Source organism: Agromyces sp. CCNWLW203 (assembly GCF_036576125.1).
Lineage (GTDB): Bacteria > Actinomycetota > Actinomycetes > Actinomycetales > Microbacteriaceae > Agromyces.
Genome location: NZ_JAZHYX010000001.1, coordinates 948207 through 966121, shown reverse-complemented (window position 1 = coordinate 966121; position 17915 = coordinate 948207). Strand labels below are relative to the sequence as shown.

Below are 17915 nucleotides of genomic sequence, written 5' to 3'. Positions count from 1 at the left end.
CCAGCAGCACCCCCGCCGAGGCTCGGCGGGGGCATCGAGAGAGAGGTCGAAGATGATCAATCACGGCAAGCGCAGGGCACTGACGGCATTCGCCGTCGCGACCGCCGGCGCACTCGTCTTCGCCGGTTGCTCCGGCGAAGCACCAGAGGCATCGGAGGACACGGGCCCCGTGACCCTCACGATCACCGCCAACGCCATCACCGGCGGCAAGAACGCCGCCGAGGCCGACTGGATCGCGGACTGGGTCATCCCTGAGTTCGAGGCCGCGATGGAGGAAGACGGCAAGGACGTGACCGTCGAATTCGAGCCCCAGGGCGTCGACGACGAGAACTACAAGACGAAGATCGCCCTCGACCTGCAGTCGGGCGAGGGCGCCGACATCATCGGCATGGACGGCATCTGGGTCGGCGAGTTCGCCGAGGCCGGCTACATCAAGCCGCTCGCCGAGGTCGGCGGAGATTCCGTCGACAGCTGGGAGGGCTGGGAGCAGATTCCCGAGGCCGTGCAGAGTGCGCTCTCGTTCGACGAGGAGCGCTACGGCGTGCCGCAGGGTGCCGACGGCCGCGTGCTCTACTTCAACAAGGACCTCTTCGAACAGGCGGGTCTTCCGGCCGACTGGCAGCCCGAGAGTTGGGACGACGTGCTCGACGCCGCTCGCGAGCTGAAGCAGCTCGACGGCGTCACGCCGATCCAGCTCAACGCGGGCACCGCGATGGGCGAGGCGACGACGATGCAGGGCCTGCTGCCGATGCTCGTCGGCACGGGCGAACAGGTCTACGAAGACGACAAGTGGGTCGGCGACACCGACGGCCTGAACGACGTGCTCGACCTCTACAAGACGATCTACGTCGACGAGGGCCTCGGTGACGCCGTGCTCCAGCAGGAGGCCGCCGGGCGCGACACCTCCTTCCAGCTGTTCGCGGCCAACCAGATCGGCATCCTCCTCGAGGGCGATTACTTCTGGCGGAGCGTCATCAACCCCGAAGAGGGCATCGGCACCGCGCCGATGGCGAACCGCGACGAGGTCGTCGGCTACACGAAGATCCCCGCGATGAAGCCGGGCTCCGGCGTCAACGACCAGGACTTCGTGTCGATGTCGGGTGGCACGGGTCGTGTGCTCAACCCGAACAGCGACCACCCCGAACTCGCTTGGGAGCTGCTGGCCTTCATGAACTCGGCCGACGCCTACGAGGCTCGCAACGCCGGCACCCTGGCGATCACGCCCCGCACCGACGTGAACGACGAGATGCTCGCGGGCGACCCGATGCTCACCTACGTGAGCGAAGAAGTGCTGCCGATCACGGCCTACCGTCCGCCGCTCGCCGCCTACCCGCAGGTCTCGACCGCGCTGCAGCAGGCCACCCTCGACGTGGTCTCCGGCATGAGCGTGGCCGATGCCGCGAGCGCCTATGCCGACTCGGTGAAGGACATCGTCGGAGACGACGCGGTCTCGGGCGGCTAGGGAATGACCACCAGCACCACGACGCCGGCGGGGAGCGCGATCGCTCCCCGCCGGCGGCGGGCCGACGACGTCGCCGGCCTCGGCACCGCACGGGCCACCGTCTTCGTCGCACCCGCACTGATCATCATCGGCCTGTTCCTGCTCTTCCCGGCGGTCTGGACGATCTGGCTCGGCATGACCGACTACCGGCTCACCGGCCTCCAGGCCGCGTCGCCGGAGTTCGTCGGCTTCGACAACTACGTCGAGGCGCTGACCGATCCCTCGTTCTGGAACTCCCTCTGGCTCACGCTCATCTTCGTGCTCTTCTCGGGCATCATCGGCCAGACGCTCATCGGCTTCGGCCTCGCGTGGTCGGTGCGCAACATCCACGGGTGGACCAAGGGGCTCATCGAGGGCCTCGTGCTGGCGGCCTGGGTCATCCCGGCATCCGTCGCCTCGTTCCTCTGGCTCGTCCTGCTCGACCGGCGGTCGGGCACGATCAACGGCCTGCTCGGCACCGAGGGCGCCGCCTGGCTGATCGACCACCCGATGGAGTCGATCATCATCTTCAACATCTGGGTCGGCACCGCCTTCTCGATGCAGCTCTTCTCGTCGGCGCTGAGCGCGGTGCCGCCATCGCAGATCGAGAGCGCCAAGATGGTCGGCGCCTCGGGATGGCAGCAGCTCCGCGACGTGATCGTGCCGAACATCAAGGGGCACATCCTCACGAACACGCTGCTCATCACGCTGTGGACGTTCAACACCTTCACGCCGTACCTCGTGACGGCAGGCGGACCGAACGGCAAGACCGAGATCCTCTCGGTGTACATCTACGAGACGGCGATCCCCGGCGGCCAGCTCGGCCTCGGCGCCGCGATCTCGCTCATCATGCTGCTCATCAACCTCGTCATCGCGCTCGCCTACGTGCGCGTTTCGAAGGGAAGGAACAAGCGATGACCGCCACCCCTGTGCGGAAGGTCGCGGCGAACGCGACCGTGCGGCATTTCCTGTCGCGCGTCGCCTTCGCCGTCATCATGACGATCGTGGGCGTGCTCTTCGCCCTGCCGATGGTCTGGCTCGTGCTCGCACCGTTCGACGCGACCCCGTCGCTGTCGCTGTCGTGGCCCGACTGGACGCTCGACAACTTCGCGCGTCTCGCCGAGAACCCGTACGCGCTGCGCTCGATCGGCAACTCGCTGCTGCTCGGCATCGGCACGATGGTGATCGTCGTCGTGCTCGGCGCGCTCGCCGCCTACGCGATGAGCCGCATCCGTATCCCTGGTCGCGACGGCATCCTCTACGGACTGCTGCTGCTCTCCTCGATCGTGACGGGCACGGCGGCCATGGTGCCGACGTTCCAGATCATCACGCAGCTCGGGCTCATCAACTCCTACGTCGGGGTACTCCTCGTGCTCGCGGGCGGCATCCTGCCGACCGTGATCTTCATCCTCAAGGACTTCATGGACTCGATCCCGAAGTCGTACGAGGAGTCGGCGAGGCTCTACGGCGCCGGGCCGTTCCGGATCCTCCGCGACGTCGTCGCACCCATCGCGCGTCCGGGACTCGCCTTCATCTCGATCTGGACCATCGTGCAGGTCTGGGGCAACTTCCTCGTGCCGTTCATCCTGCTCCGCAGCCCCGACCTGCAACCGGCCGCGGTGCTCATGTACACCTTCTACACCGAGAGCGGGCAGGCCGACCTGCGTCTCATCTCGACCTTCGCGCTGCTGTTCTCCGCACCCGTGCTCATCATCTATTTCGTGGTCAACCGTCGCTACGGTTTCCGCTTCCATGGAGGTATCAAGTCCTGATGGCCGGCATCAACGCCACTCAACTCGTCAAGGAATATCCCGGCGGCGTCCGCGGCGTCGACGAGATCGACGTCGAGATCCTCGACGGCGAGTTCTTCGCACTGCTCGGCCCCTCGGGCTGCGGCAAGACCACGCTGCTCCGCTCCATCGCGGGCCTCGAGGCGATCACCGCCGGTTCGCTCGTCATCGGCGACCGCGACGTCACGAACGCCGAGCCCGGCGCCCGCGGGGTCGCGATGGTCTTCCAGGACTACGCGCTGTTCCCGCATATGGATGTGGGCGACAACATCGCCTACCCGCTTCGCATCAAGCACGTCAAGCGCGACGAGCGGCGAGCGACGGCCGAGAAGGTCGGCGACGGCCTGTCGTTGCAGGGCCTCATCGAGCGTCGTCCGGGCCAGCTCTCGGGCGGGCAGCAACAACGCGTCGCGCTCGCCCGAGCCGTCGCCACCCGGCCGGACGTGCTGCTCCTCGACGAGCCGCTCTCGAACCTCGACGCCCGGCTCCGGCTCGAGGCGCGCACCTTCCTCAAGGAACTGCAGCGAGACCTCGGCGTCACGACGGTGTTCGTCACGCACGACCAGGCCGAGGCGCTCGCGCTCGCCGACCGCATGGCGGTCATGAAGGCCGGAAAGCTCCAGCAGATCGGCACGCCCCGTGAGGTGTTCCAGCGGCCGAACAACACCTTCGTCGCCGGCTTCATCGGCTCGAATCCGATGAACCTCGTCGAGGCGACGATCGCGGGTGGCGCGATCTCCATCGGCGAGACGCGGGTGCCGGTGCCGGCCGGCACCGAATCGCTCGTTCTCGACGGGCAAGCGGTCATCTGGGGCATCCGGCCCGAATACCTGCGCTGGGTCTCGAGCGATGAGCCCAGTGCGATCGCGGCGGAGGTGAGCGTCGTCGAGAACCTCGGCGCGAGCGTGCTCATCGCCGTGAACGCGGGCGGGCACAAGTTCCAGGTCGTCGTGCCCGAGGACCACGAGCCGGCCCCCGGAGATCGCGGCTGGATCGTGCCGCAGGCATCGAAGACCTTGCTCTTCGATGCCCAGTCGACCCAGCGCATCGGCTGACGAGATGACCACGATCCGCCGTGGCATCCCCATCACGGTCGACACGCAGAACGAGCACCGCACTCTCAACGTGCCGTTCGACGTGCCGCCCGGCACCGATTCACTCGAGGTCGTCATCCGCTTCGACGGCTCGAACGCGGGCATCGACCTCGGTTGCGAGGGGGCGAGCGGATGGCGCGGCTGGTCGGGCGGCGCTCGAACCGAGTTCCTCATCCACCCCCACGACGCGACGCCCGGCTACCTGCCGGGTGCGCCAGAGGCGGGGGAGTGGAAGGTCGTGCTCGGGCTGCACCGCGTTCCCTCCGAAGGAGTGGAGGTCGAGGTCGAGATCACCATCCCGGCATCGCGCGAAGTGCCGCCGGTTCCGGATGCCGCACCCGCGACGCGCGCACTGCGTGGCAGCGATCGCCGGCTGCCGGCCGAACCGGGCCTCACCTGGTTCGCCGGTGACTTCCACGGCCACACCATCCACTCCGACGGGCGCTTGCCGGTCGGCGGCCTCGCTGCGCTCGGCGTCGCGAGCGGCCTCGACTTCATGGCGGTCACGGACCACAACACGGTGAGCCATCACGCCCATCTGCCGGCCGAAGGCGCGAAGCACGGCATCACGCTCCTGCCCGGCCAGGAGGTCACCACCCACCGCGGTCACGCGAACGCATTCGGTGACATCGGGTGGATCGACTTCCGAGAGCCGGCCCAGCACTGGGTCGACGAGGTCGACCGGCGCGGGGGCATCCTGAGCATCAATCACCCGATCTCGGGCGACTGCTCCTGGCTGCACCGACTCGACCGGCGACCCGCGGCCGTCGAGCTCTGGCACTCGACCTGGTACCACGAGCTCATCTCGACCGCGCCCTTCGCGTGGCTCAGCACCTGGCCCGTGGGCGCGACGCTGCTCGGCGGCAGCGACACCCACATGCTCGAGGAACCTCAGCGACCCGGCACGCCGACGACGTGGGTCGCGGCGACGGATGCCTCGGCCGAGGCGATCCTCGACGGCGTTCGGGCCGGCCGCACGGCGATCACGGGCAGCAGCAGCTTCGACGGCACGACGCTCATGCCCGAGCTCATGCGCGCACCAGCCCTCGTGCGGCTCGGCGACGAGGTCGTGGCGGTCGACGCCGAGGGACTGGTGCTCGTCGACGGCGTCGGGCGGCGACGTTCCGTGCGTTCGTCGCGCGAGGAGTTCTCGGCCGACGCCGCCGACGGGCCCTTCCACCTCGTACTCGCCGACCGTCGCATCATGGCGCTCTGCGCGTAGCCCGAGCCACGTGAACCCCACCACCCGAACACCGCACGACCGAACACTGCTTGGAGTGACCATGGATGCCCCCGACGAACTCGTGATCGTGCCGCACACGCACTGGGACCGCGAGTGGTACGAGCCGCACGACGTGTTCCGGCTGCGTCTCGTGCACATGGTCGACCGACTGCTCAGCACGCTCGAGGACAACCCCGGGTACCGCTTCACCCTCGACGGCCAAGCCGCGGCGATCGACGACTACCTCGAGATCCGGCCAGAGCAACGCGAGCGGGTGGTCGCGGCGGTCGAGCGGGGGCAGCTCGCGATCGGGCCGTTCCTCATCCTGCTCGACGAATTCCTCTGCGACGGCGAGACGATCGTGCGCAACCTCGAGCTCGGCCTTCGCTCGAGCCGCCGGATCGGGCCGGAGATGCGGGTCGGCTACCTGCCGGACATGTTCGGTCATGCCGCCCAGATGCCGCAGCTGCTGCGCGGGTTCGGCCTCCGCGACGCGGCGCTCTGGCGCGGCGTGCCGGCGCGCATCGACCACCACGCCTTCGCGTGGACCGCGCCCGACGGTTCGACCGTGCGCACCGAGTACCTGCTCGACGGCTACGGCAATGCCCTCGACCTGTTCGCCCTGCCGGGACAGCTGCACGCACTCGTCACCGAATACGGGCAATCGATCGGCAGCTGGTACGGCTCCGACCCGATCCTCGGCATGCTCGGCACCGACCACAGCGCGCCGCCCGCCGACCTCATGCCGCTCGTCGCCGCGGCGAACGACGCCGCTCGGTCGATCGAGCTCACCGTGGACACCATCGAGGGTTACGTGCGAGCGGCGGCACCCGAGTGGGCGGCGGGCGACGATCGTGCACTCGCCGGCCTGCCGGTCGTCGCCGGCGAGCTCCGCTCGCACGCCCGCGGCAACCTCCTGCCCGGCGTGTTCTCGATTCGTACGAACCTCAAGCAGGCGATGACGGATGCCGAGCGCCGGCTCTCCACCGCCGAGCGGCTCGACGCCGCCTTCGGCGCCGACGACCATCGCGCCTTCTTCGACACCGCGTGGTACCGGCTCGTCGAGAGCACCGCGCACGACTCCGTCACCGGATGCGGCGTCGACGCGACCGCGGTCGAGGTCGAGAGCCGCCTCGCGACAGCGGGCCATGTCGCACGCGGCGTGATCCTGCGCACGATGGAGCGGCTCGCGGCATCCGTCACGCCCGACCATCACGTCGTGGCGAACCCGACGGGTTTCGCTCGGCGGGCGCACGTCGAGATCCGCCTGCACGATCCAGAGCGGCTCGAACTCGGCGACGGCGTGCAGTTGCTCGACGCCCTGCCCGAGGTGCTCGGCGATGAGCAGCTCGCGACGGCTGAGCTGCCGAAGCTGCTGAACCGCATCCACGGCCGCGAGCTCTTCGGCCAGCTGATCAACGCGTGGCGCTTCAGCGACGACGGGCTGCGGTTCGAGGTCGCCGAGGCGCCGGTGGGCGACTTCGACCTGGCCGCGTTCACCGAGGAACTCGAGCGCCATATCGCCTCGGATGCCTCGGGCGAGCGGATCTGGCGCGTCGAGATCATCGCCGACCCGCGCCGAACGGCGGTCGTCGGCGTCGACGTGGGCGGCATCGGCGTCGCGAGCCTCGACCCCGCGACGGCCCGGGCCGCGGATGACCCGGTGACGGTGTCGGCCCGTTCCCTCTCGAACCGTGCAGTGACCGCGACGGTCGACGAGCGCGGGGCCGTGCGCATCGAAGCGGCCGACGGCACCGTGCTCACCGACGTGCTGCGACTCGTCGACGAGGGCGACCGAGGCGATTCCTACAACTACGGGCCGGTCGACCCGACGTCGGCGGTGACCGAGCCGACATCGGTCGAGGTGACGGTGCTGGAGCCCGGACCCATCCGCGGCCGGATCCTCGTGCGGCGACGCTACGCCGTGCCCGCCGCACTCGACCCGGTCGATCGCAACCGGCGTTCGGCGACTTCCGTCGAACTCGTGGTCGACACCGTGCTGGAGCTCCGCGAGGGCGAACCGATGCTGCGGGTGCGCATGGACTTCGTGAACCCCGCCGCCGACCACCGCCTGCGAGTGCTCGTACCCACCGGCATCGCCGCACTGCCGGGTTCGTCTGCGGCCGGCCAGTACGCCGTGACCGAGCGCGGCCGTGTCGGCGAGGGCGGGCCGGTCGGCGAGTTCCCGCTGCCCACGTACCCGGTCGCGCGATTCGTGCACGCGGGGCAGGCGAGCCTCATCGTCACGAAGCACTCCGAGTACGAGATCGTCGCCGACGCGCGCTCGGGCGTCGATGCGATCGCGCTCACGCTCGTGCGCGCCGTCGGCATGATGAGCGTGAACGTGCACCCCCTCCGAGACGAGCCGGCCGGCGCCGAGTTCGCCGTGCCCGGCGCCCAGTACCTCGGCACCCCGGTGCCGACCGAGTTCGCGATCCTGCCGTCGGCGGCGGGATGGGCCGAGTCGGGCGCGGCGCGCTGGGCCGAACTGGTGCGGGTCGAGCCCGAAGTCGCGCGCGGCACCCGCGGCGGTCCGACTGTCGTCGGCGGCGTCGCGGGCGCCGGCGGAGCAGCCGAGGCGTCCGAGCTGCCCACCGCCCCGGCCGTCGAGGTCGCGGGCGATGTCGTGCTCGAGTCGCTCCGCACGACGACGGATGCCGCGGGAACCCCGATCGTCGAGGCGCGGTTCGTGAACTACCGGGCCGAGCCGCAGGTGCTCGGCGCCGCGGCATCCGGCATCTGGGATCGCACCGACCTCGCCGGAGATGTCGTGGAGCGCGACGTCGATCTCGCCACGACCGTCATCGGGGCGAGCCGCATCGAGACCTTCCGGCAGCGCGTCGCCGACACGCCCCCCGATCGCGGGTGACGCTGAGGGTCGCTCGACCCTCTACTGTCAGAACAACCGGACAACTGGAGAATCAATGGCGCAGTTGGAGCATCGCCTCCCCGTCGAGCTGTTCCTCGACCTCGATCGCTCGGGGCCCGTGCCCCTGTACTACCAGATCGCGAGTCGACTCGAGCAGGCGATCCTCGACCAGACGCTGCCCGCGGGCGCGCGCCTCGAGAACGAGGTCGCCCTCGCAGCCCGGCTCGGCCTCTCACGGCCGACGATACGTCGCGCCATCCAGGATCTCGTCGACAAGGGCCTGCTCGTGCGGCGTCGCGGCATCGGCACACAGGTCGTGCACGGCAAGGTGACGCGCAACGTCGAGCTCACGAGCCTCTACGAGGATCTCCAACGTTCGGGTCAGAACCCCGAGACCCATGTGCTCTCGGTCGAAGTCGTGCCCGCGGGCGAGGCGGGCGTCGAGGCGCTCGGACTCGCCCCCGGCAGCCGCGTACTCCACATACAGCGGCTGCGCAGCGCCGATGGAGTGCCGCTCGCGATCCTCGACAACGTGCTGCCGGAGCAGTTCACCGATCTCGACCGCGACGCGCTCGAGAAGCACGGGCTGTACCAGCTGCTGCGGGCGCGGGGGGTGACCATGCGAGTCGCGAAGCAACGCATCGGGGCCAGGGCGGCAACCGCACGCGAGGCGGAACTGCTCGACCTGTCGCGGGGGGCTCCGGTGCTCACCATGACGCGCACCGCCTTCGACAACTCGGGTGTCGCGGTGGAGTTCGGGCAGCACTGCTATCGGCCCGACCGCTACTCGTTCGAGGTCACGCTCGTCGATCGCTGAGCACTGCAGGCCGGGCGTGCTCAGCCGAGCAGCGGCCGCTGCGCCAGCCTGGCCTCCTCGTACTCCGCGCGCGCCTGCTGCACGCTCGGCGTCGCCGAGGTCTCGGCCACGGGCACGTCCCACCAACCGCCGCCATCGGGTCCGGCGAGCAGCGGATCGCTCTCGACGTGGATGAGCGTCGAGGTCGGCGACGCCTTCGCGGTCGCCATTGCCCGGCTGAGCTCGGCGATGGCATCGGGTCCGGGGGCGATCTCGATGACGTCGACACCGTAGCTCCGCGCGTTGGCGGCGAGATCGACGGGCAACGGCTCGGTGCCCTGGAAGTTGCGGCTCGCCGGGTCGTACCGACGGTACCTCGTGCCGAAACGCTGGCTGCCGACTGACTCGGAGAGATTGCCGATCGACGCATAGCCCTGGTTCTGCACGAGCACGACGATCAACTTGTGGCCCTCGGCGACCGCGGTCACGAGCTCGGTGTGCAGCATCAGGTACGAGCCGTCGCCGACCATGACGATGACGTCGCGATCGGGCGCGGCGCGGCGCACGCCGAGTCCGCCGGCGATCTCGTAGCCCATGCACGAGAACGCGTACTCCACGTGGTAGCCGAGCGGGTCGCGCACTCGCCAGAGCCGGTGCAGATCGCCCGGGAGGGATCCGGCAGCCTGCACGATGACGTCGCGCGGCTCGCTCGCCGCCTGCACGGCGCCGATGATCTCCGCCTGCGCGGGCCGGTCGCGACCGGACGGCACGAACGAGGTGTCGACGACGGCGTTCCATGCGTGCCGCTCCGCGGCGACGAGCTCCGACATCGACGCCGGCACCCGGTAGCCGGCGAGCTCGACCTCGAGCGCCTCGAGCGCCGTGCGCGCGTCGGCGATCACGGGCAGCTGCGTGCCGTGCTTGTAGGCGTCGAACGGTGCCACGTTGATGTTCACGAACGTGACATCCGGGTCTTGGAAGGCGCTGCGGCTGGCCGTCGTGAAGTCGCTGTACCGGGTGCCGATGCCGATGACGACATCGGCCTCCGCCGCGAATCGATTCGCCGCCGAAGTGCCGGTCGCACCCACGCCGCCGAGCGAGGCGGGGTGGTCCCACGGGATGGACCCGCCGCCGGCCTGCGTGGTGCCGACCGGGATGCCGGTGGCGTCGACGAGCCGTCGCAGCACCTCCTCGGCGCCCGAGTAGATCACGCCGCCGCCGGCGACGATCATGGGCGAGCGGGCCGCGCGGATGGCGGCGACCGCACGAGCGAGCGGCCCGGGCTCGGGCAGCGGACGTCGCACGTGCCATTCCCGGTCGGCGAGGAAGGCGAGCGGCACGTCGAGCGCCTCGGCCTGCACGTCTTCGGGCAGTGCGATCGTGACCGCGCCCGTCTCTGCGGGGTCGGTCAGGACGCGCATGGCGCCGAGTGCGATCGAGAAGAGCTGCTCGGGCCGCTCGACACGATCGAAGAAGCGCGAGAGCGGACGGAAGGCGTCGGTGACCTGCAGGCTCGGGTCGTGCGGGAGCTCGAGCTGCTGCAGCACCGGGTCGGCGACCCGGGTGGCGAACGTGTCGCTCGGCAGCAGCAGTGCGGGCAGCCGGTTGCTCGTCGCGAGTGCGGCACCCGTCAGCATGTTCGCGGCGCCGGGGCCGACCGACGCGGCGCTGGCGAAGGTCGCGCGGCGGCGGCGCATGCGGGCGAAGCCCACCGATTGGTGCACCATCGCCTGCTCGTTGCGCGCCTGGTAGTACGGCATCAGGTCGGGCTCCGAGGCGTTCGACTCCATGAGGGCCTGCCCGAGTCCGGCGACGTTGCCGTGGCCGAAGATGCCGAAGACGCCGGGGATCGTGCGCTCGCGGTGGTCGCCGTCGACGGTCCACTGGTGAGCGAGGAACTCGACGAGGGCCTGGCTGACGGTCATGCGTCTCGTCAGCGGAGTGTTCGGGCTCACGGGCGAGCTCCCTTCGTGGTGCGGATGTAGGGCAGGCGGTCGTCGGCGGGTTCGTGCAGCCACGCCTCGCGGACCCACTCGTGCGCGGGCTCGTCGGTGATGCGCCAGACGCGATCGCCGGGCCCCGCCATGACGTTGAGGTAGTACAGGTCGTGGGTCGGCGGCGCGACGGCAGGGCCGTGGAATCCGCCGGGAAGGAGGGCGACGTCGCCGCTGCGCACTCGGACGTCGAGCTCGATCTCGGTCGTCGAGGAGGATGCCGCGGCGAAGAGGGCGTACGGGTCGGCTTCGGCGCCGGCGGCGACGGCCGGTGCGCCAGGGGCGGGCGCGAGCTCGAAGTAGTAGATCTCCTCGAGTTGCGACTCGCGGCCGGGAAGCTCCTCGTCGTGCTTGTGCGGCGGGTAGCTCGACCAGTTGCCGGCGGGCGTGATGACCTCGCACACGATGAGCCGCTCGGCATCGAGCACCGATGGCGTGCCGAGGTCGTGCACCTGCCGGCTCGCGCGTCCGCGCCCGCGGAGTTCGACGGGCACTTCGTCACGGCCGATGCGCCGAAGCGGATGCCGCGTGGTCGCCGGAGCTTCGGCGACCGCGACACGGCGAGGGCCGGTGGCGGATCCGCTGAGCGTCGCGCTCGCGCCCGGGGGCAGGTACAGGCAATCGGTGGGGCCGTCGAACACCGAGGCGCGACCTTCGAGCTCGACCTCGTGCGCGGCGCCGTCTTCGGTGATCGCCTGCACGAGGCATCCGCCCTCGAGCGGCACGATGAGTCGCTCGACCTCGCCGGCAGGGAGCTCGAGATCCCGCGAGGCGAGGTCGGCCGTGCGGAGCCCGGTGTGCTGCCAGCCGTCGAGGGACGCGTCGACCACGAGCTCCCAACCGTCACTCGCGAGGCTCGCCCGGGGATGGAACCAGGCCTCTTGGCCGGCCGCCGTCGTCCGATCCGTCACGGGTGCTCCTTCGGTCTCGTCGGTCAGCCCGCGTGCACGAGGGCCGCTGCGGTGTCGACGGCGCGTGCAACGTCGCCGTCGGGAGGATAGACGAGCGTGCGCCCGACCACGAGCCCGCGCACGCCGGGCAGTGCGAGTGCCCGCTGCCAGCCGGCGTAGGTGGCCTCTGGATCGCCGCCGCGCTCGCCGCCGAGGAGGAGGGTCGGCAGCGTCGTCGCCGCCATCACCCGTTCCATCTCGTCGACGACGGGGAGTTTCAACCATGTGTAGGCCGAGCTCGGGCCGAGCCCCGACGCGATCGCGACGGAGGTGATGACCGCATCGGCGGTGAGGTCGTTGACGATTCCGGTGGGGCCGTGTGCGCTCATGAACGGCTCGAGCATGATCGGCACGCCGGCCGCTGCTGCGGCGGCGACGGCTGCGGCGCAGGCCTCGATCGTCGCGATCGAGCCCGGATCCTGCAGGTTGATGCGCAGCAGCACCTTCGCGAAGTCGAGTCGGTCGCGCACGATGCCGTCGATGTCGTAGGCGGTGAACCGGTCGTCCATCTCGAAGCTCGAACCGCGCAGCCCCCCGCGGTTCATCGACCCGACGACGACCTTGCCCTCGAGTGCGCCGAGCAGGGCGAGGTCGTCGATGATGTCGGGGGTCGCGAGCACACCGTCGACCCCGGGGCGGCTGAGTGCGAGGGCGAGGCGGTCGAGCAGCTCGTACCGGTCGGCCATGGCCATCGACTCGTCGCCGACGCCGAGCGCGCCGCGCGCCGGGTGGTCGGCGGCGATGATGAAGAGCCGGCCGTTGTCGCCGAGCACCGGCCGTCGTGTTCGTGCGGCGAGCAGTTCGGCGATGGCCGTGGGGTCGACGGCGCGGCGATCGCGGAGTCGGGCGAACTGCTCGTCGTCGAGGAATCGCCGGGGGGCCTCAGAACGCATCGGCGTCTCCTTCGTCGCGTGACGGTCGTGATCCGGATGAGCCGGCGGTCGTGGTCTCGTAGCCGTCGGTCTCGATCCCGTCGAACTCGCCGAGGCCGCGCTCGCGGGCCAGTCGCGCCACCTCGACGCTCGTCGGCATGGCGGTCGAGCACTCCCGGCGCGTCGCCACGATCGCGCCCGCGACGTTCGCGAACGCCACGATGCGCTCGAGCGGCCAGCCGGAGAGCAGGCCATGGCAGAACGCGCCCCCGAACCCGTCACCCGCCCCGAGGCCGTTGACGACCTGCACGGGAAGGGCGGGAAGCTCGACGGTCTCGTCGCGCGTCTTGGCGAGCACGCCGATCGGTCCGCGCTTGACGACGGCGAGCTCGACCCCGCGGTCGAGCAGCGCGTCGGCGGCGCGGTACGGATCGCGTTCGCCGACGGCGACCGCGCACTCCTCGAGGTTGCCGATGGCGACGGTGACCGATTCGAGTGCGGCGGAGACCTCTCGCCGGGCCTCGTCGACTGAGCCCCAGAACGTGGGCCGGTAGTCGAGGTCGAGGATCGTGCCGGCACGGCGGCCCCGCGCTGCCCATGCGGCGTGATGCGCGCTCCGGCTCGGCTCCTCGCTCAAGCCGGTGACCGTCGACCAGTAGATCGCGGCCGAGCGGATGTCGTCGAGCGGCAGGCTCTCGGCCGTGATCTCGAGGTCGGGGGCCTTCGGCTTGCGATAGAAGGTGATCGGGAAGTCGTCGGGAGGGAAGATCTCGCAGAAGGTGAGCGGAGTCAGGAGGTCGGGCTCGGCGCCCACGAATCGCGGATCGACGCCGAAGCCCTCGAGCTCCCGGCGGATGTACCGGCCGAAGGCGTCGTCGCCCGTGCGGGTGATGACCGCGCTCCGACGGCCGTGGCGGGCCGCCGCGATCGCCACGTTCGTCGCGCTGCCGCCGACCGACTTGGTGAAGGTCGTGGCGTCTTCGAGATGCACGCCGTCGAGCGTCGGGTAGAGATCGATGCCCACGCGTCCGATGGTGATGACGTCGAATGGCGATGCTGTCGTGATGGTCATACTGCGTCGTACAACTTTCTGCCGGTGCCGCGGGCGAGTGCCCTCAGTTTACACAGAATGTCCTTACAAAGTAGTGCGACGCGTGGAAAGAGCGGATGCCGCGTGGCACGTGCCACGCGGCATCCGCTCAACCGGCGCGGCGAAGCGCGATCAGCTCGCCGTGCTCAGTCAGCCGCTGCTCAGTCCGCCGGTTCGATGTTGTGGCCCCGACGGAACACGTTGCCCGGGTCCACCTGCGTCTTGATGCGGCGCAGACGCGCCAGCGTCGCGGGCGGGTACATCGAGGCCGTCACCTCCGGCCCGTACTCGGCCGAGAAGTTGCCGTACGTGCCGCTCGTCGAAGCGAGGGCGGCATCGCTGCCCGCTCTCACCGCCGCGACCTGCTCGGGCGTGGCATCGGCCGCGAGCACGCCATTGACGATCAGCAGCGCCTCGGCATCGCGGTGGGCGATGGCCGTCGCGTCGGGTGCGACGCGCGAGAACGCCCCGCCGAGTGCGCGGAGCAGCACCATGGTCGGCACCTCGCGGGCGTAGGCCGCCGCGACCGCGTCGAGCAACGCGTCGGAGACCTCGGGCACGAAGCCGTTGCCGCCGACGAACAGGAACGGCGGGCGACCGGGCGGAGCGTCTTCGAGGAGCGCGCCGTAGGTGGTCGGGGCGAGCGACACGTCGACGACCGAGGGGAGCGCGAGCAGCGGGGCGAGGAGCTCGCGGAGTTGCGCCTCGTCGCCCTGCAGTGCGACGCCGACCTGCGGCCCGCCGGGCATCTCGGGGCCGAACGGCGGCAGCAGCATGAGCGAGGAGTTCAGCTCGTCGGGGCCGGCCCGCATGACGTCGCGCCAGGCGCGGAGCACCGCGGGCACGTCGGAGCGGTCGAATCGCACGAGCCCGCCGACGAGCCCGTCGGCCGGCGCTGCCTGGAAGGTGAACCGCGTCACCACGCCGAAGTTGCCGCCGCCGCCGCGCACGGCCCAGAAGAGCTCGGAATTCGAGGTCTCGTTCACGGTCAGCACCTCGCCCGATGCGGTGACGAGTTCTACCTCGCGCAGCGCGTCGATGGCGAGGCCGTGCCCGCGCACGAGCCAGCCGATGCCGCCGCCGAGGGCGAGGCCGCCCACTCCGACGTCGCGGGTGTCACCCGAGCTGATGCCGAGCCCGTGCGGCCCGAGCACTGCGGCGACATCGCCCCAGCGGGCACCGCCGCCCACGGTGACGACGCCGTCTGCCCTGACCTCGATCGCCGTGAACTCGGCCAGGTCGACGACGAGGCCGCCGTCGACGGGGAGGAGGCCGTGGCCGCCGCTGCGCACGGCGATCGGCATGCCCGCCGCCGCGGCGAGGCCGACGGCCGCTGCGACCTCTTCGACGGTGTGCGGCCGCACGACGGCGTCGGGCTCGCCGACGCCGGCGAAGACGGTGCGGCCGGCGTCGTATTCGGACGTGCCGGGACCATGGGCCCGGCCTGGAATTCGCTCACTCAGTTCGGAGAGAAGAGACATTTCGTCAGTCTGGCAGGGGCCTGCGACATCTGGAACGCTGCTCGCTCACCGCTGAATCGGTGCGTTCGCATGCACCGCCGACCGCCGGATATCGCGAGCAGAACGCAGGCGCGTCGGCGTCCTGCACCGTGCCACTGAGGAGCTCGGCTCAACGCAGCAGGGCGCCGATCTCGGGGAAGTTCTCGCGGTACCGGTCGAGCAGCGAACGCGCGACGCCGACCGAGTCGACGAGCGGATGCGCCGCGAACGCGCGCCACGCCTGCTCGCGCGACCGCTCGTGTACCGCGCTGATGATGAGTCGCTCGGCGGACTTCACCTGCGTGATCAGGCCGAGCATCTCGCCCGACACCGGGGCGATCGGCCAGGGGTGCACGCCGTCACCGTCGACGACGCAGCCCACCTCGACGACGGCGTCTTGGGGCAACTGGGGCACGAGCGCGTTGTTGCGCACGTTCAGGATCATCGTCGACGATCTGCCGGTGGCGAGGGCGGCCATCAGATCGAGTGCGACCTCGTGGTATCCGCCGCCATCGACATCCGACTCGAGGCGCTCCTCGTCGTCGGGCCGACTCTCGGCCATGTAGCTCGACTCGCGCTCGTGGCGCGCGGTCATCCACGTCGCCAGCGGGTCGTCGCCGGGGGCATCGTAGAACGCCGACTGCTGGCGGTCGAGGAACTCCCCTCGGGTCGTCGGCGCCGAACGGATGCGTTCGGTCGCCTCACGCGTGAAGTAGTAGTAGTACAGGTACTCGTTCGGCAGGGCGCCGAGCGCACGCACCCAGTCGAATCCCATCAGGCGGGCCTCTTCGATGCTCTCGAGCGACTGATCGGATTCGAGCAGCTTCGGCAGGAGGTCTTCGCCGCCGGCGGTCATCGAGCGGAGCCACCCGAGGTGATTCAGGCCCACGTAGTCGAAGTCGACGCGGTCGGGGGTGCCGCTCACTGCCGTAGCGGCACGACGGATGAGTCCGATGGGCGTGTCGCAGATGCCGACGACGCGGTCGCCCAGCACGCGCTGCATCGCCTCGGTGACGATGCCGGCGGGGTTCGTGAAGTTGATCACCCAGGCGTCGGGCGCGACATCGCGGATCGTCTCGGCGAGGCGGGTCATGAACGGGACCGTGCGGAGGGCGTAGGCGAGGCCGCCGGGGCCCACCGTCTCCTGGCCGAGCACGCCGAGCTCGAGCGCCGTCCTCTCGTCGAGGATGCGGCCGCGGGTGCCGCCGATGCGCACGGCGCTGAAGACGAAGTCGGCGCCGCGGAGCGCCTCTTCGAGGTCGGTGGTCAAGGTGATCGTCGGCACGTGGCGCCGCTCGCGGGCGAGGCTCGCGAGGATCGCACCGATCGTCTGCAGCCGGGACTCCGAGACGTCGTAGAGACTCAGCTCGTCGATGCGCACGGGCGCCTGGTCGGCGGAGACGGCTTCGAAGACCTGGGGGACGCGGAAGCCGCCGCCCCCGATGATGGCGAGCTTCACGCGACCATCACCTCGACACCGGCCTCGCGGAGCACCTCGAGCGTCGAGGCATTCGCGTCGTCGTTCGTCACGATCGCCGAGATGTGCTCGGGGCCGCAGACGCTGAGCACGCCGACGCCTGGGAACTTCGAGGCGTCGGCCAGCACGACGGTGCGCTGCGAGGACTCGATCATCGCGAGCTTGATCGGCACCTCCATGCCCGTCGTGTCGGAGATGGTGCCGTTCGCCCGGATGCCGCTCGTGCCGAGGAAGCACGTGGTGGCCCGGATCTGCGCGAGCGCCTGTTCGGTGAGGGTGCCGATCATGGAGTTGTAGTTCTTGCGCACTGCTCCGCCGAGCACGATCAGCTCGACCGCGTCGTCGTCGCGCAGCTCGTCGATGGCTGCGAGGCTCGCGGTGATGACCGTGATCCGCCGGCCGCGCAACTGGCGGGCGAGCAGTGCAGTCGTCGTGCCGATGTCGATGATGACGACGTCGCCCTCCGCCACGAGCTCGGCGGCCTTCTCGGCGATGCGCGATTTCTCGGGATGGTGCTGTCGTTCGACATCGGTGAATGGGATCTGGTCGGGCTCGATGCTGCCGCCGCCGCGCACGCGGCGGAGCAGGCCCTCGGCACTGAGGGTGTTGAGGTCACGGCGGATGGTCGAGAGCGAGACGCCGAACTGCTCGGCGAGCTCTTCGACGGTGACTTCGCCGTCAGTGCGCAGGGAGTTCAGGATGTGCGCCTGTCGCGTTGCTGTGAGCATGTGGAAGAGCGTAGCAGTCAACTTCGCGCACGAATTGACGCAAGAGCGTTCATT

14 protein-coding genes are annotated in these 17915 nt (G+C 70.2%); 7 read left to right on the top strand and 7 right to left on the bottom strand.

Translation table 11 applies throughout. The annotated features are described in order from the left end of the window. The first annotated feature begins 52 nt into the window (after positions 1–52). From VPH61_RS04390 to VPH61_RS04360, 7 genes are all read left to right on the top strand, one after another. Positions 53–1462 carry an extracellular solute-binding protein gene (locus tag VPH61_RS04390; protein WP_332062295.1) on the top strand — a complete coding sequence of 470 codons (1410 nt, stop codon included), beginning with the start codon at positions 53–55 and terminating at the stop codon, positions 1460–1462. A gap of 3 nt (positions 1463–1465) precedes the next feature. Continuing rightward, positions 1466–2398 carry a carbohydrate ABC transporter permease gene (locus VPH61_RS04385; protein WP_332062294.1) on the top strand — a complete coding sequence of 311 codons (933 nt, stop codon included), beginning with the start codon at positions 1466–1468 and terminating at the stop codon, positions 2396–2398. After that, positions 2395–3252, top strand: coding sequence for a carbohydrate ABC transporter permease (locus VPH61_RS04380; protein ID WP_332062293.1), 858 nt, complete (start codon positions 2395–2397; stop codon positions 3250–3252). The genes VPH61_RS04385 and VPH61_RS04380 overlap by 4 nt, the downstream gene beginning before the upstream one ends. Continuing rightward, the gene (locus VPH61_RS04375; RefSeq protein WP_332062292.1) at positions 3252–4325 is read left to right on the top strand and encodes an ABC transporter ATP-binding protein; all 1074 of its coding nucleotides are present in this window, start codon (positions 3252–3254) and stop codon (positions 4323–4325) included. Before VPH61_RS04380 ends, VPH61_RS04375 begins: the two co-directional genes overlap by 1 nt. Before the next feature lie 4 nt (positions 4326–4329). After that, entirely contained in the window at positions 4330–5586 is a 1257-nt protein-coding gene (locus tag VPH61_RS04370) for a CehA/McbA family metallohydrolase (RefSeq protein ID WP_332062291.1), read from the top strand. A gap of 61 nt (positions 5587–5647) precedes the next feature. Further along, on the top strand, positions 5648–8455 hold the full coding sequence (locus VPH61_RS04365; protein WP_332062531.1) for a hypothetical protein: 2808 nt from the start codon (positions 5648–5650) through the stop codon (positions 8453–8455). Positions 8456–8510: 55 nt separating this feature from the next. Next, positions 8511–9272: a GntR family transcriptional regulator gene (locus VPH61_RS04360; protein WP_332062290.1), complete on the top strand. Its 762-nt coding sequence runs from the start codon at positions 8511–8513 to the stop codon at positions 9270–9272. Between the two features lie 20 nt (positions 9273–9292). On the opposite strand, the gene iolD is transcribed toward VPH61_RS04360, so the two are convergent. The 7 genes from iolD to VPH61_RS04325 form a co-directional block, all read right to left on the bottom strand. Further along, a complete protein-coding gene (gene iolD / locus VPH61_RS04355; RefSeq protein WP_332062289.1) occupies positions 9293–11176 on the bottom strand; it encodes a 3D-(3,5/4)-trihydroxycyclohexane-1,2-dione acylhydrolase (decyclizing) in 1884 nt (627 codons plus the stop codon). A gap of 26 nt (positions 11177–11202) precedes the next feature. Continuing rightward, positions 11203–12156 carry a 5-deoxy-glucuronate isomerase gene (gene iolB / locus VPH61_RS04350; RefSeq protein WP_332062288.1) on the bottom strand — a complete coding sequence of 318 codons (954 nt, stop codon included), beginning with the start codon at positions 12154–12156 and terminating at the stop codon, positions 11203–11205. 23 nt (positions 12157–12179) lie between these two features. Then, complete coding sequence (locus VPH61_RS04345) at positions 12180–13088, bottom strand: class I fructose-bisphosphate aldolase (RefSeq protein WP_332062287.1); 909 nt, start codon at positions 13086–13088, stop codon at positions 12180–12182. Next, a complete protein-coding gene (gene iolC / locus VPH61_RS04340) occupies positions 13078–14139 on the bottom strand; it encodes a 5-dehydro-2-deoxygluconokinase (protein ID WP_332062286.1) in 1062 nt (353 codons plus the stop codon). The genes VPH61_RS04345 and iolC overlap by 11 nt, the downstream gene beginning before the upstream one ends. 179 nt (positions 14140–14318) lie before the next feature. Then, a complete protein-coding gene (locus tag VPH61_RS04335) occupies positions 14319–15638 on the bottom strand; it encodes an FAD-binding oxidoreductase (RefSeq protein WP_332062285.1) in 1320 nt (439 codons plus the stop codon). Positions 15639–15786: 148 nt separating this feature from the next. Further along, complete coding sequence (locus VPH61_RS04330) at positions 15787–17115, bottom strand: 6-phospho-beta-glucosidase (protein ID WP_332062284.1); 1329 nt, start codon at positions 17113–17115, stop codon at positions 15787–15789. Continuing rightward, positions 17112–17861 (bottom strand): DeoR/GlpR family DNA-binding transcription regulator, encoded by a 750-nt coding sequence (locus VPH61_RS04325; protein WP_332062283.1) that lies wholly within the window; start codon positions 17859–17861, stop codon positions 17112–17114. The genes VPH61_RS04330 and VPH61_RS04325 overlap by 4 nt, the downstream gene beginning before the upstream one ends. Positions 17862–17915 lie beyond the last annotated feature (54 nt).

Excerpts from the sequence above, each read along its gene's own strand:
- VPH61_RS04335 (WP_332062285.1), bottom strand. The coding sequence starts at position 15,638 with ATGTCTCTTCTCTCCGAACTGAGTGAGCGAATTCCAGGCCGGGCCCAT.
- VPH61_RS04375 (WP_332062292.1), top strand. The coding sequence starts at position 3,252 with ATGGCCGGCATCAACGCCACTCAACTCGTCAAGGAATATCCCGGCGGC.
- VPH61_RS04385 (WP_332062294.1), top strand. The coding sequence starts at position 1,466 with ATGACCACCAGCACCACGACGCCGGCGGGGAGCGCGATCGCTCCCCGC.
- VPH61_RS04345 (WP_332062287.1), bottom strand. The coding sequence starts at position 13,088 with ATGCGTTCTGAGGCCCCCCGGCGATTCCTCGACGACGAGCAGTTCGCC.
- VPH61_RS04380 (WP_332062293.1), top strand. The coding sequence starts at position 2,395 with ATGACCGCCACCCCTGTGCGGAAGGTCGCGGCGAACGCGACCGTGCGG.
- VPH61_RS04370 (WP_332062291.1), top strand. The coding sequence starts at position 4,330 with ATGACCACGATCCGCCGTGGCATCCCCATCACGGTCGACACGCAGAAC.
- iolC (WP_332062286.1), bottom strand. The coding sequence starts at position 14,139 with ATGACCATCACGACAGCATCGCCATTCGACGTCATCACCATCGGACGC.
- VPH61_RS04325 (WP_332062283.1), bottom strand. The coding sequence starts at position 17,861 with ATGCTCACAGCAACGCGACAGGCGCACATCCTGAACTCCCTGCGCACT.
- iolD (WP_332062289.1), bottom strand. The coding sequence starts at position 11,176 with ATGACCGTCAGCCAGGCCCTCGTCGAGTTCCTCGCTCACCAGTGGACC.
- VPH61_RS04365 (WP_332062531.1), top strand. The coding sequence starts at position 5,648 with ATGGATGCCCCCGACGAACTCGTGATCGTGCCGCACACGCACTGGGAC.
- VPH61_RS04360 (WP_332062290.1), top strand. The coding sequence starts at position 8,511 with ATGGCGCAGTTGGAGCATCGCCTCCCCGTCGAGCTGTTCCTCGACCTC.
- VPH61_RS04390 (WP_332062295.1), top strand. The coding sequence starts at position 53 with ATGATCAATCACGGCAAGCGCAGGGCACTGACGGCATTCGCCGTCGCG.